Here is a 12,480-nt window from a genome sequence, read left to right on the forward strand (position 1 = left end):
TTTCCCTACGCTAAACGAACCTAATTCATTCTCCAAACTTCCTTGTTTATGCTCTCCTTCATCTCTCGTCGGCGATGGCTCTTGCTGGGCCTGATTTCGGTGCTGTTCTGCCTGCTCGCTTCTCCCTTTTTCCTCGTGTTCAGCACCCGTCAAGAAAACATCATCTACCTTGACCGGCAAGATACGCTCGAACAGATTTTGCAGCAATCGAAAGCCGCCAACTGGGCCACGAAGGCTGCCTTCCGTGTGTTGGCACAACTCACAGGCTATGGGTATCCCGTCCGTGCCGGACGTTACGACATCGGTTCGGGACAATCCACACTCACCGTCTTCCGCCACCTGCGCAATGGGCATCAAGCTCCCGTGCGGCTGACCATCCCCGTGTTGCGCACCAATGCCGACTTGGCCACATTTTTAGGGAACAATCTGCGGCCTGATGCTAAGGAATTCTTGCAGCAGCTCAATGATTCGGCCGCGATGGCCCGATGGGGCAAAACTCCTGCCACGGCGGTTTGTCTCTTCATCCCCAACACCTACGAGATTTACTGGACTTCCTCGGTCGATGAGGTGATGAAGCGTATGCAGCGCGAAAGCCGCCTCTTCTGGACGAAGCAGCGTCAAGCCCAAGCAAAATCTCAGCAGCTCACGCCTGACGAAGTCCTGACCATAGCTTCCATTGTCGAACAAGAAACGGCCTACAACCCCGAGAAGCCCCGAGTGGCCGGGATGTACCTCAACCGCCTTCGCAGCCGGATGCCGCTCCAAGCCGACCCCACCATCAAGTTTGCCCTGCAAGACTTCACGTTGAAGCGCATCCTGCAAAAGCACCTCTCGGTGAAAAGCCCCTACAACACCTACCGCAACGCAGGTTTACCTCCCGGTCCCATCTGCATTCCTTCCGTGTCCAGCATCGAGAGCGTGCTCAAGGCTGAGCGACATCCCTATATCTATATGTGTGCCAAGGAGGATTTCTCCGGCAGCCACAATTTTGCTGTCACCTATACCGAACATCAGGCCAACGCTCAAAAATATGCCGATGCCCTTGACAAGGCAGGGATTAAATAGGTGCTCCAACTTAACAGATTTCATCATGATACGCAAACTGCTCTTCCTGTTCGTGTCCTTCGCCGTCTTTTCAGCGACTTTTGCCGAGAAGTTTCCACAGCGGCCCTTGCGGCGCACGAACAATCCGCCGACCGACAGCACAACTCTCATCGGGCGTGTCTATCAAGCCCGCCTGGCAGACCTCGTCCGACAATGCCGCAGAGACAGCACCGCCCTTGAACACGTTTTGGAAAATCCCTACCTCTTCCCGCTGTTTGGCGCACCTGCCCTCTACAACTTTCCTATTCATCGAGAGTTTGCCCTAACGGCCGAAGACAGCACCACCGTCTCGTCATGGGTGAGTCAGACGCTGTTGCACACCTACGCCCACGATCCGGAGCTCATTCTGCACAATTTGACGCTCCTGCCGACGGCCTTGCCGCCTCGTAAAGAGCATGCAAAGGAGCAGCCCACAAAACCTTCGACCGCCTTATTGCCGCCCATCGCGCCCCCCGTCCCGTCAACCACCTTCCAAGCCCCGAACGCCAACGACTTAGAGATTACCGTCCACAAGCCCAACTTCTGGACCTTTGTGGGCAACTTCTCGTTTCAGTTCATGCAATACTACGTTTCGGACAACTGGTACAAAGGCGGTGAAAAGCACAATTCCTTCCTGGCTGCCACCAACTTAGAGGCCAATTACGACAACAAGGAAGGGCTGGTCTTCAACAACAAGTTGGAGATGCGCTTGGGCTTCCAGTCGTCCAATTCCGACACGCGCCATCGCTACAAGACCAACACCGACCTGCTCCGCCTCACCAACAAACTGGGGCGACAAGCCACCAAAAACTGGTACTACACGGTGATGCTGCAATCGTGGACGCAGTTTTCCCCGGGCTACAAGTCCAACGACCCCAAGGTCTACTCCGACATCTTCTCCCCCCTTGAAGCGGTGCTGTCGGTGGGTATGGACTACAAGCTCAACCGCCGTGCTTTCGACCTCACCACCACCCTATCACCGCTCGCCGTCAATGCAAAATATGTCGACCGCCTCGCGCTCTCCTCACGCTATGGGCTGGACGCAGGCCACCACACGAAGTTCAATTTCGGTTCGAGCATTACGGTCAATGTCAAGTGGCAACTCATGAAGGATGTGCAATGGGTGTCGCGCCTGTTTGCCTTCACCAACTACTCTCGTGTGCAAGCCGAATGGGAAAATACGTTCAACTTCAAGGTCAATCGCTATCTCTCGGCCAAGTTGTTCCTCTATCCTCGCTTCGATGATGGCGTACGCCGCGTCAAAGACCAAAGTTACTTCCAGTTCAACGAATTCCTCTCTCTTGGCCTCGACTATACTTTCTAAATCCTCCATTCGGAAAACAACTACCGCCTCGGTTCGTACAGAACCGAGGCGGTAGTTGTTTCAGGTCAAGCGGATGAAATGGAGGAGCAATCACTGCCTCTGCGTTTCGAGGTCGAGTTTCTCCACATGTCCCGTGGTGGGTGAAAGGAGCACCCGCGTGTTGAACTTCTTGTTGAAGAGCGCACCGCCCAAGTGCTCAATGCGGCCAAACTGGGCGAGAGACAGCATTTGGTCCACAAAAGTGCGGTCGGCCGTAAAGAGACGGATGCGTGCCGTGCCGGGATTGCAATAGCGCAAGTCGTCGGTGGGCTTCTTCTTGTCGGCCTTCGGATCGGGAGTTTCTTCGGGCAGAGTGTTTTGGTTTTTCACCTCAATATAGATCGGATTGCCCGCCAAGTCGTCGCGTTCCACCAGACCTAGGTGGCGCGAGAAACGGAAGATTTCGTCGGCCTCTACGTCCTTCGTCGGCACATAGTCGAAGGTAAACACGTGGTCGTCCTCGGTCGTTGTGCCCACAAACATAGCGGTGAGTGCCGTCTCCTGCTGGTCGATTTTTTCGAGCATCAAACGCAGTTGTTCGCCGTCTTTGGGGTTGAACTCGGCCTGCCCTTTGATGAGCAGATTGCGATTTTCGCGAAGGTCATAAATCTCCTGCGCTGCCAGTTCGGCCTTGGTGCGCAAGTTGCCGGCGCGCAACATCTCCTGCGTTTCGACCGAACGCGAACTCGTGCGCGGTGTGCTCCGGATTACCGAGGGTTGCGTGAGTGCAGACACAGCGGGCGCTTGTGCGTTGACCGCAAGCAGGCAGCCATCCGGTGCCAGCGACACCAGAGGAGCTGAGGTCTTGGGATTGAGTTTGATGGTGTAGGCTTGCTCCCGATTGGCTGTGCCGAAGGGTTCGAGGTCGATGTCCGTGAGCGTCCAAGTTTCCGTGGGGAGTTGCTCCACATTGCGCGCTTCAAGGAAGCGTTCGGCAAAAGCAGCATAAGGTCCTGGGGCGTAGGTGACGCGATGGGCACGCACCACGATGTGCAGCCCAGTGGTGGGTAGAAAGTAGGTGATGCCTTCCGTCGTCACGCCCGGACGATAGGGCGTCACTTCCGTCTGTGCCCCGCAGGGCAGCGAAGCGGTGAGGGAGGCAGCGAAAAGGAGAAAAGCAGAAAGGGAGTGTAGGAACTTCTTCATAGGTCGATGAGATAAAGAAAGAGGGGACTTCCGGTGTGCAGGCGTCCACGTCAGAGAGTATAGGTGTTCGGAGATTTCGGAAGATAGACCTCAGACGGACGCCGGCAAGAGCGAAAGGAACGCATCCGGCAGATAGTCGATGAGGTCGGACGCGATGAGGCTGTGCTGTCCCAACTCCCGCGCAGCGAGGTCGCCGGCGGTAGCGTGCAGAAAGACACCCAGTACGGCTGCATCCCGCCGGGGATAGCCTTGAGCCAGCAGTCCACCGATGAGTCCCGCCAGCACATCGCCGCTGCCGGCAGTCGCCATCCCCGCATTGCCCTGACTGAGGTTGCTGTAGATTTCGCCCGTGGGCGTAAATATTTGGGTATGAGGGTTTTTCAGCACGATGTAGAGTTGCATCTCGGTGGCCAAAGTCAAGGAAGAAGCCGCACAATCTTCGGCCAAAGCCCACGGCAAGTCGAGCGCTTGGCAGAGGCGCTTCATTTCGCCAAGGTGAGGAGTGAGGATTGTCCCTTTCGGAAGGAACGAGAGCATTTGATAGTCGGCCGCAAGAAGGTTGAGCGCATCGGCATCAAGCAGCAAAGGCACTGCCGACTCCGACTCTGCCATGAAAGCGTGGAGCTGTCGGCGCAAGGCCCATTGCGTTTCGCCCTCTCGACCAATCCCGGGCCCGATGACCACGCTTTGCCACAATCTCGGCTCCTCGGGTGTGCTCCAGTGAGTGGAGCTGTCGGTGTCAAAGCTAAGGACGGCCTCGGGCAGCGCGGTTTGAAAAATGGTGTTGGCGCGCTCGGGGATGTGTGCCGTCAGTTTCCCTACCCCACTGCGCAAAGCCGCTCTCGCAGCCAAGAGTGCCGCCCCCATCATGCCGTGGCAGCCGGCCACCAGCAGCATGTGTCCAAACGTCCCCTTGTGTCCCTCAGCAGGGCGTGGGCGCAGGAGCGTTGTCGTCCATTCGGGTGTTATCGGAAGAGGGGAATTGTGTTTCATACGGCAAAAATACGCTTTTCTCGGCAAAACAGAAAGCTTTTGCATAGGTTTCTAGGCCTTCCAAGTTCACTTTCCGCGCTGTGCTTGCGTCATCGAGTCGCGCTTCAAGCGGAGAACCGATTTTTTCTACACTGCTATTTTTCAAGGCTTTACAGCGCCAAAAAATCTCCACCTTGTGGCGACGCGTCGCCAAGGCGTGGCGTTTCACCGCCAAAGCGTGGAGCGTTGCACAGGTCAAAGACAGCAGGAATTGGTCGAAGGTTGAGAGGCACAGAAGACAATTTGGCGGCATTTCTTCCCTTATTTATTATAATGTGCCGCCTGCCGCTTGCAGGTTTGGCAAAAATGGCGTATTTTTGCGTGCAAATAGTTATTCCGGGGAAGCCGTGAGGCTGTGCTCCAAAACAATGTTTTCGACTTTGGGCCCAAACTCCCCTCTTGGGGGAAGTGCTATGAAGTTTGGCCGACTTAGAAAACATTGGTCATCTCAAAGAACGTAATTACGCATGTCCAACTTAGTAGCCATCGTAGGCCGACCGAACGTCGGCAAATCCACCCTTTTCAATCGTCTCACCGGGACGCGCAAAGCCATTGTCAGTGACGAAGCCGGCACCACGCGCGACCGCCAATATGGCAAATGCGAGTGGGGAACTCGCGAGTTCTCGCTGGTCGACACCGGCGGCTGGGTGGTGAACTCAGACGACATTTTTGAAGAAGAAATCCGCAAACAGGTGGCCATCGCCACCGAAGAAGCCGACCTTGTGCTCTTCGTGGTCGATGTGCTCAACGGTGTGACCGACCTCGACACAGAAGTGGCGCAGATTTTGCGCCGTGCCAAAACGCCCGTGATTCTTTGCGCCAACAAAACGGACAACAACGAAGACCGCTATGGTGCAGCCGAATTTTATGCCCTCGGTCTGGGCGAACCTTATTGTATCTCGGCCGCCTCAGGGAGCGGAACGGGCGACCTGCTCGACCTCATTCTGGAAACGCTCCCCTCACAATCTGCCGACGAGGGCGAGGCCGACATCCCGCGTTTCTCGGTGGTGGGACGTCCCAACGCCGGCAAGAGTTCGCTCATCAATGCCTTCATCGGCGAAGACCGCCACATCGTCACCGACATTGCCGGCACTACACGCGACTCCATCCTCACGCGCTACGACAAGTTCGGCTTCGACTTCTACCTCGTGGACACGGCGGGTATCCGCAAGAAGAACAAGGTGACGGAAGACCTTGAGTTCTACAGCGTGATGCGTTCCATCCGAGCCATCGAAAACTCGGACGTGTGCATCCTGCTCATCGACGCCACCCGCGGCATCGAAAGTCAGGATATGAACATCTTCCAGCTTGTCCAGCGCAACAACAAGAGCCTGGTGGTGGTGGTCAACAAGTGGGACACGGTGGAGGAGAAGAACCAAAAGGTCATCTCCCATTTCGAAAACACCATCCGTGAGCGTATGGCCCCTTTTACCGACTTCCCCATCATCTTTGGTTCGGCCCTTACGAAGCAACGCATCTTCAAAGTGCTCGAAACGGCCAAAGACGTTTATCTCAATCGCAAGCGTCACGTCGGCACCACGCGCCTCAACGAGGAGATGCTGCCGCTCATCGAAGCCTATCCTCCTCCCTCTATCAAGGGCAAATACATCAAAATCAAGTATTGCGCCCAAATCCGTGACACGCAGATCCCGACTTTTGTCTTCTACGCCAACCTGCCCCAATACGTCAAAGAGCCTTACAAGCGCTTCCTCGAAAACAAGATTCGCGAGCGCTGGGACTTCTCAGGCTCGCCCATCAACATCTTCATTCGTCAAAAGTAAAAACGCATGTTCTCTCGCTTTGTCTTCCTGCTTTGCACTTGCATGATGATAGCCTGCGGCGGTCGGCAACCTTCGGCCTCTGCGCCCGAAGGACCAAAGGCAGAGGAGGTGGAGCGCATCTACAACTTGTTCTTGCAAGGGCAGTATGAGGCTTATGTGGCCGAAATGGCTTCGTGCGACAGTATGCCCGACTTCTACCGCCTCCAGATGGTGGACCTTTGCAAGCAGCACGCCTATCAGCAGAAAGAGCGCAACGGCGGTGCCGTGCAAGCCACCGTGGTCCGGATTGATCTCGCGGGCAATGGTCTTCAAGCCAACGTGTTTCTCCGCGTTTTGTACGAAGACCACAGCCACGAAGAAATTCTGATTTCGATGGTCAAGCAGAACGACCGCTGGCGCCTACAATAATCCTCAGCCCATCACTCCTATCCCCCCTCAACACTATGCAATTAGATTTCCTGACCGCCGTCTCGCCCATCGATGGCCGCTACCGCAGCAAAACCGAAGCTCTCGCCACCTACTTCTCTGAATATGCACTGATGAAGTATCGTGTCCGCGTGGAGATTGAGTATTTCATTGCCCTTTGCGAACTTCCCCTTCCCCAACTCCAAGGCTTCGATGCGACCTTGTTTCCACGGCTGCGTAGCCTCTACACCGAATTTTCGGAAGCCGACGCACAGCGCGTCAAGGACATCGAGAGTGTCACCAACCACGATGTCAAAGCCATTGAATACTTCATCAAGGAGCAGTTTGACACCATCGGCGGACTGGATGTCTACAAGGAGTTCGTGCATTTCGGGCTGACCTCGCAGGACATCAACAACACCTCCTTCCCCCTCATGCTCAAGGACAGCCTGACGGAAGTCTACATCCCGCAACTGCAAGCGGTGATCGATGCCCTCAACGCCCGTGCCGAAGAGTGGAAGGAGATCCCCATGCTGGCCAAGACCCACGGCCAGCCCGCCTCCCCCACCCGCTTGGGCAAGGAAGTGCGCGTGTTCAGCTACCGCCTCGAAGAGCAGCTGGCCCTGCTCAAAGCGGTGTCGCAAAGCGCCAAGTTCGGCGGTGCCACGGGCAACTACAATGCCCACCGTGTGGCCTACCCCGCCATCGACTGGAGGACGTTTGGTAACGACTTCGTGAGCCGAAAACTCGGTTTGCAGCGCGAAGCCTACACGACGCAAATCTCCAACTACGATAACATGGCGGCTGTGTTCGACGCCATGAAGCGCATCCACACCATCCTCATCGACCTGGACCGCGACTTCTGGCAATACGTCTCGATGGAGTACTTCAAGCAGAAGATTAAGGCCGGCGAAGTGGGTTCCAGCGCGATGCCCCACAAGGTCAACCCCATCGACTTTGAAAACTCCGAGGGCAACTTGGGCATGGCAAACGCCATCCTCGAACATCTGAGCCGCAAGCTCCCCATTAGTCGCTTGCAACGCGACCTGACGGACTCCACCGTCATCCGCAACATTGGCGTACCGATGGGACACGCCCTCATCGCCTTCGCCTCCACGCTCAAAGGGCTGGGCAAGCTCCTCCTCCGTGAAGAGACCTTGGCCGCCGACCTTGAGCAGAACTGGGCCGTGTGTGCGGAGGCCATCCAGACCATCCTCCGCCGCGAAGGCTACCCCAACCCCTACGAGGCGTTGAAAGCGCTCACCCGCACCAACGCCGCCATCACCCAGAGCAGCATCTCCGACTTCATCGACAAGCTCAACGTGAGCGAAACCCTCAAAGCCGAGCTGCACCAAATCACGCCCGCCAACTACACGGGCATCTAACCTCCCACCTGCCGTGAGGCAGATGTTTCTTATCATCTCTTTCAAACACCAATCATCCCATTCAGTATGAGCGATTTCAATCAGCACAAGCACGATGGAGCCCGCCGCGACGGTTTCACTCCATCCTACGGCCGCAAGTCAAACGGCTACAACCAACGTTCCAATTTCAGCCGCGACGGCCAAAATGGAGAACGTCCCTATGGGCGCGGCTATCAGAACAACAACCCTCGCAACGGCGGACAAGGCCGACAGGGCGAAGGCTATCAGCGCCAAGGCGGCTATGACCGTCAGGGCGGCTACCAGCAGCGCCCCCGCTATCATAATGAGGCCTCTTCTGACGGCTTCGCACCCCGCACCTACCAGCGAGACGGCAGCTACCAGCGCCAAAGCAACGGCTACGGACGGCCCCAGCAGGGCGGCTTCCGCAAGTTTGGCAACAAAAACTTCAATCCCGGTAAGCGCCGCATCGACTATAAAGAGGAGGCTTACGACCCCAACCAGCCCATCCGCCTGAACAAGTTTCTGGCCAACGCCGGTGTGTGCTCCCGCCGCGATGCCGATAAATACATCGCTGCCGGTGTCGTGACCGTCAACGGCGAAATCATCACCGAACTGGGCCACAAAGTCCTGCGCAGCGACGTGGTGCTCTTCCACGACCAGCAAATCAAGGCTGAGAAGAAAATCTACGTTCTCCTCAACAAACCGAAGGGCTATGTCACCACGAGCGAAGATCCGCAGAACCGCAAGACCGTGATGGACCTCGTGCGCAATGCCTGCATGGAGCGCATCTATCCCGTCGGCCGCCTCGACCGCAACACCACGGGGGTCCTCCTTCTGACCAACGACGGCGAAATGGCCTCGAAACTGACGCACCCCAAGTTCTTGAAGAAGAAGATTTACCACGTCTACCTCGACCGCAACGTCACGGCCGCCGACCTGCGACAGATTGCCGAGGGCGTCACCCTCGAAGACGGCGACATCCGTGCCGATGCCGTGGACTACGCCAGCGACACCGACCGCAAGCAGGTGGGCATCGAAATCCACTCCGGCAAAAATCGCATCGTGCGCCGCATCTTCGCCAGCCTGGGCTACAACGTCCTCAAACTCGACCGTGTCTACTTTGCCGGCTTGACCAAGAAGAACGTCAAGCGCGGCGACTGGCGCTACCTCACGGAAGACGAGGTGAGCATGTTGCGCATGGGCGCTTTCGAATAAGTCCGAGTCCTTACCCTCAACCTTCCGACTATGTCTCCCGAAGAAATCAAGCGAATGCGCCAAATCAACTTCAAGCAGACCAACGCCTTTGCGATGCAAAACGGCCTCATCCTGGGCGCGGTGGGCATCGCCACCCTCGCCGCCTTCATCGCCGGCCAGAGTCTCCCGCTCTTCGGCAGCCTGCACCTGCTCCTCCTGCTCTGCACCCCGCTGCTGGCCGTCTGGCTCACCGCGCGTTTCCGCCGACAGGTGGCTCCGGGCTTCCCCTTCTCCTTCAGCCGCGGTTTCGCCCACACGCTGCTCGCCTTTCTCTACGCCGGCATTTGGACCGGCGTAGGCACGTTCGTCTACTTCTACTTCCTCGACCAAGGCCACCTCTTCGACACCCTGCAAGCCCAACTTTCGCGGCCCGAACAGGTGGAAGCCATGCGTCAATCCGGGCTGGACGAGTGGATCAAGACGTCCACCGGCGGGCTGACCTTCACGCAGGTGATTGACGAACTGCGCAAAGTGAGCGCCGCCACCTATGCCGCGATGGTCATCTACAGTTACATCCTGACCGCTCCCCTCGTGGCCATCTTCGGCGGATTGTTCAACATTCGGCGCGCTTCCGTTCCCCCTCTTTCCAACTAAAAAAAGTCCGCGCCAGAGTGCTTGTCCGAAAGATGACGTCATATTCGACCAAATATGACGTCATCTCCGAGCAAATATGATATCATATTTTTGAGCACCTGCCGACACCCTCCGACAGACATGCCGGCATATTTTGGCAAATATGGCGGCATCTTCCCACAGCCCTGCCCTTCCTCCTCAACATCGTAACCCCTTTTCCTTATTCTCTATGACCACCGACCACCGCATTGACATCACCATCGTCATCCCCCTCTTCAACGAAGACGAAAGCATCCCTGAACTTTACGCTTGGATCAAACGCGTCATGGCCGACCACAACTTCAGCCATGAACTCATTTTTGTGGACGATGGGTCGACCGACCACTCGTGGACTCTCATCGAAGACCTCCGCGCCCAAGACTCCGCGGTGCACGGCATCAAGTTCCGCCGTAACTACGGGAAGAGCCCCGCCCTCTTCTGCGGTTTCCGCGCCGCACAAGGCGAAGTGGTCATCACCATGGACGCCGACCTCCAAGACAGCCCCGACGAAATCCCCGAGCTCTACCGCATGATTACGGAAGAAGGCTATGATCTGGTGAGTGGCTACAAGCAAAAACGCTACGACCCCATCTCCAAAACTCTTCCCACCAAACTCTTCAACGCCACGGCACGAAAGGTGAGCGGCATCCACAACCTCCACGACTTCAACTGCGGACTGAAAGCCTATCGCAAGGACGTGATCAAGAACATCGAAGTTTACGGCGAGATGCACCGTTACATCCCCTACCTGGCCAAGAACGCCGGCTTCGGCCGCATCGGCGAAAAAGTGGTGCAACACCAAGCCCGTAAGTTCGGAAAGTCGAAGTTCATGGGCCTCAACCGCTTCGTCAACGGCTATCTCGACCTCCTCTCGCTGTGGTTTCTCAACAGTTTCGGCTTCAAGCCCATGCACGTGTTCGGCTTCCTCGGCACGCTCATGTTCCTCTTCGGCCTGTTGGCCGTGCTCATCGTGGGCGGCTACAAACTCTACCACATCTGTACCGGCACCGCTGCCCCGCTCGTGACCGACACCCCCTACTTCTACATCTCCCTGACCATGATGGTGCTGGGCACACAACTCTTCGTGGCCGGTTTCCTGGGCGAACTCATCAGCCGCAATGCCGCCGGCCGCAACGACTACCACATCGCCAAGGAAATCTGACCCCATCTCCTTTCTCCATGATTAGACACCTTTTCCCGGGTTTGGCCTTCGCACTGGCCCTGTCGGCGTGCAGCAGCATCGATTGTCCTCTCGACAATCAGGTGGAGATGACCCTCGCCTTCTACGACGCCAACACCCTCAAATCTCTCGCCCTCCCCGACACGCTGAGCATCTATGGGCTCAACGCCGGAAGCGAGCAACTCCTCTACAACCGTGGCATCGCTGTCAAGAGGGTGAAACTCACCCTCCGCCCCCAACAGCCCACCGACACCTTCCTGCTCCGCTTCATCTCCCCCACACAGACCGCCACCGATACGCTCTGGGTCGCCCACGAAAGTCAGCCCCACTTTGAGGCCCTCGATTGCCCTGCCTCCACCTTCCACATCCTCCGTGCCCTTCGTTGGAAAGGTCACGACCTCAACCTCCTCCCCCTCACGGTGGACAGCGCTGCCATCACTCATTCCAATGTTCGATATGAAGATGTTGAAAACCTCAAAGTTTTTCTCCGCACTACTCCTCGCCAGTAGTGGTGCCGCAGCAACGACCCACGCTCTGCCCACTGCTCCGCCCGACAGCATTGCCCCACGCCCGGCAGTGCAAGGCGTGCAGTACACCGACTCCCGGCAGACAGAACAGCTTCGCCTGCTCGGCAATCGCAACCTACCCACCTGGACGGGCATCAGTGTGTCAGTCAATCTAGCAGGAGCTGTGCTCTCTCACGCCACCTCCTACGGCGAATATGAAGCCGCCCTCCGCCTTAACTTCAAGAACAAGTATTTCCCCCTGATAGAGCTTGGCCTGGGCAACGCCGACTGCGAAGGCGAGACCACCCACCTGCGCTACAAGGTCCACTCCCCCTTTGGTAGGCTCGGGTTGGACTACAACTTGAAGAAGGACAAGCGCTCTAAGAACCGCGTCTTCATCGGAGCGCGCTACGGTTTCTCTGCCTTCTCCTACGACCTCACCGGCCCCGACCTCCTCACTCCGCGGTGGAACACCACCACGCCCTTCCGCTACACCGGCATCAATAGTTCAGCCCACTGGGGAGAAGCCGTCTTCGGATTGGAAGCGCAGATTTGGAAGTTCGTCCATATGGGCTGGTCCGTGCGCTACCGCCTGCGCATCTACGAGCACCAACATGCCCTGGGCCACGCCTACTACGTGCCGGGATTTGGCAAAAACACTTCCGCCACCAACTTCGGCGGAACTTTCCACCTCATCTTCGACCTGACTCAACTGCGTAAACGTTAGTCCCCC

At 57.0% G+C, this 12,480-nt stretch carries 13 protein-coding genes; 10 read left to right on the forward strand and 3 right to left on the reverse strand.

Features of this window, described 5'->3' with window-relative positions; translation table 11 throughout:
• Positions 1-48: 48 nt before the first annotated feature.
• Together mltG and H8527_RS02580 are read left to right on the forward strand one after the other, a co-directional pair.
• Positions 49-1,065 (forward strand): endolytic transglycosylase MltG, encoded by a 1,017-nt coding sequence (gene mltG / locus H8527_RS02575; RefSeq protein WP_187545326.1) that lies wholly within the window; start codon positions 49-51, stop codon positions 1,063-1,065.
• A 25-nt stretch (positions 1,066-1,090) separates the two neighbouring features.
• Positions 1,091-2,407 carry a DUF3078 domain-containing protein gene (locus tag H8527_RS02580; RefSeq protein ID WP_187545328.1) on the forward strand — a complete coding sequence of 439 codons (1,317 nt, stop codon included), beginning with the start codon at positions 1,091-1,093 and terminating at the stop codon, positions 2,405-2,407.
• Positions 2,408-2,497: 90 nt separating this feature from the next.
• Here H8527_RS02580 and H8527_RS02585 read toward each other — a convergent pair whose 3' ends face one another.
• The 3 genes from H8527_RS02585 to H8527_RS09705 form a co-directional block, all read right to left on the reverse strand.
• The gene (locus H8527_RS02585) at positions 2,498-3,592 is read right to left on the reverse strand and encodes a DUF4831 family protein (RefSeq protein ID WP_187545330.1); all 1,095 of its coding nucleotides are present in this window, start codon (positions 3,590-3,592) and stop codon (positions 2,498-2,500) included.
• Between the two features lie 90 nt (positions 3,593-3,682).
• Entirely contained in the window at positions 3,683-4,585 is a 903-nt protein-coding gene (locus tag H8527_RS02590) for an NAD(P)H-hydrate dehydratase (protein WP_187545331.1), read from the reverse strand.
• On the reverse strand, positions 4,515-4,877 hold the full coding sequence (locus H8527_RS09705) for a hypothetical protein (protein WP_222935089.1): 363 nt from the start codon (positions 4,875-4,877) through the stop codon (positions 4,515-4,517). The genes H8527_RS02590 and H8527_RS09705 overlap by 71 nt, the downstream gene beginning before the upstream one ends.
• 214 nt (positions 4,878-5,091) lie before the next feature.
• Between H8527_RS09705 and der the strand changes: the two genes are divergently transcribed.
• From der to H8527_RS02630, 8 genes are all read left to right on the forward strand, one after another.
• The gene (gene der / locus H8527_RS02595; protein ID WP_187545333.1) at positions 5,092-6,405 is read left to right on the forward strand and encodes a ribosome biogenesis GTPase Der; all 1,314 of its coding nucleotides are present in this window, start codon (positions 5,092-5,094) and stop codon (positions 6,403-6,405) included.
• A 6-nt stretch (positions 6,406-6,411) separates the two neighbouring features.
• Positions 6,412-6,813 carry a hypothetical protein gene (locus H8527_RS02600; protein ID WP_187545334.1) on the forward strand — a complete coding sequence of 134 codons (402 nt, stop codon included), beginning with the start codon at positions 6,412-6,414 and terminating at the stop codon, positions 6,811-6,813.
• A gap of 35 nt (positions 6,814-6,848) precedes the next feature.
• Positions 6,849-8,195 carry an adenylosuccinate lyase gene (purB, locus tag H8527_RS02605; RefSeq protein ID WP_187545336.1) on the forward strand — a complete coding sequence of 449 codons (1,347 nt, stop codon included), beginning with the start codon at positions 6,849-6,851 and terminating at the stop codon, positions 8,193-8,195.
• A gap of 66 nt (positions 8,196-8,261) precedes the next feature.
• On the forward strand, positions 8,262-9,410 hold the full coding sequence (locus H8527_RS02610; protein WP_187545338.1) for a pseudouridine synthase: 1,149 nt from the start codon (positions 8,262-8,264) through the stop codon (positions 9,408-9,410).
• Positions 9,411-9,440: 30 nt separating this feature from the next.
• Positions 9,441-10,043, forward strand: a complete 603-nt coding sequence (locus H8527_RS02615) for a DUF4199 domain-containing protein (protein ID WP_187545339.1) — start codon at positions 9,441-9,443, stop codon at positions 10,041-10,043.
• Between the two features lie 226 nt (positions 10,044-10,269).
• Entirely contained in the window at positions 10,270-11,223 is a 954-nt protein-coding gene (locus H8527_RS02620) for a glycosyltransferase family 2 protein (protein ID WP_187545457.1), read from the forward strand.
• A gap of 17 nt (positions 11,224-11,240) precedes the next feature.
• Positions 11,241-11,750 carry a DUF6452 family protein gene (locus H8527_RS02625; protein ID WP_187545341.1) on the forward strand — a complete coding sequence of 170 codons (510 nt, stop codon included), beginning with the start codon at positions 11,241-11,243 and terminating at the stop codon, positions 11,748-11,750.
• Positions 11,698-12,474, forward strand: coding sequence for a DUF6048 family protein (locus H8527_RS02630; RefSeq protein ID WP_187545342.1), 777 nt, complete (start codon positions 11,698-11,700; stop codon positions 12,472-12,474). The genes H8527_RS02625 and H8527_RS02630 overlap by 53 nt, the downstream gene beginning before the upstream one ends.
• The last annotated feature ends 6 nt before the right edge of the window (positions 12,475-12,480 follow it).

The sequence above is a fragment of the Alloprevotella sp. Lung230 genome (genome assembly GCF_014385435.1).
Taxonomy (GTDB): Bacteria; Bacteroidota; Bacteroidia; order Bacteroidales; family Bacteroidaceae; genus Alloprevotella.